The 1,175-nt window shown below is 41.3% G+C and carries 2 protein-coding genes; one reads left to right on the forward strand and one right to left on the reverse strand.

Annotated elements, in window-relative coordinates; translation table 11 throughout:
• Positions 1 to 264: transcriptional regulator (locus AB4653_RS02310; protein WP_372103227.1), on the reverse strand; the 264-nt coding region annotated here is incomplete at its 3' end.
• A gap of 270 nt (positions 265 to 534) precedes the next feature.
• Between AB4653_RS02310 and AB4653_RS02315 the strand changes: the two genes are divergently transcribed.
• Positions 535 to 1,175, forward strand: a 641-nt coding sequence (locus tag AB4653_RS02315; protein ID WP_372103229.1) for an ATP-binding protein, incomplete at its 3' end; no start/stop codon positions are given.

Genomic DNA, 1,175 nt, shown 5'->3' on the forward strand with positions numbered 1-1,175 from the left:
TTTTAGCATTTTTCTGAGTGTCGATACCGCTTGCGTTAAGCTGGAGTCGTCCACCTCAAAGCCTTGGTCTCGCCAAACATATTCGTGTAATTCGTTACGAGTGATAACTTCATTGGGTCTTTCTGACAGCATCAGGAGAATGCGGCTTTCATTGCTGCCAAGACGTACGACTTCACCGTCGCTCATCTGATCAACAAGTGAGTTGCTATTTGGGTCAAATACGAACCGCTGTGCGAGAATAAACTTTGTGCCGATATTGCTCATTGAACTCTTCTATTTTGGATGATTTGGGGTGCGAAATAGACAAATCTCAGGTGAAGTTCTGTTAATTCTTCACCAAATCATGGCTTCTTTTATGTTCTTTTATATTTATAACACTCAAGGATAATAAAAACAGATCAAAAAAACAGTGTTTTTATGCTTTTTGACCTTGAATTTACATTTGTCATCCTCATGTTAATGAACATAAGAGAGGCATAATGTGCAACGCCCCTATGATTATTCAACATAAAGTATAGATGTTTTGGAGTAAAAATGAGCGAAACGGCAACGCAAAATAAAGAGACTCGTGGCTTTCAATCTGAAGTAAAACAACTACTTCACCTAATGATTCACTCACTGTATTCAAATAAAGAAATCTTCCTACGTGAGCTGATCTCTAACGCATCTGACGCGGCTGATAAGCTTCGTTTTCAAGCGCTATCAAATGGCGACCTTTACCAAGGCGATGCTGATTTAGGTGTGAAACTTTCGTTCAACGCTGAAGCAAATACTTTAACGATCTCTGATAACGGCATAGGTATGAGCCGCGACAACGTTATTGAGCATTTAGGTACTATTGCTAAGTCAGGCACAGCTGACTTTTTCTCAAAGCTGTCTGAAGACCAAAGCAAAGACTCTCAGCTTATTGGCCAATTTGGTGTTGGTTTCTATTCTGCATTTATCGTTGCAGACGCAGTGACTGTTCGCACTCGAGCAGCTGGACTTGCTAATGACCAAGCCGTGCAATGGCACTCTGCGGGTGAAGGTGATTACACTATCGAAGACATCACGAAAGAATCTCGTGGTACAGACATCATTCTTCATATGCGTGAAGACGGCAAAGAGTTCTTAAATGAATGGCGTCTGCGTGAAGTGATTGGTAAGTATTCTGATCACATCGGTATCCCTGTCTC

Source organism: Vibrio sp. 10N.222.48.A3, from assembly GCF_041475345.1.
GTDB classification, from domain to species: Bacteria; Pseudomonadota; Gammaproteobacteria; order Enterobacterales; family Vibrionaceae; genus Vibrio; species Vibrio tasmaniensis_A.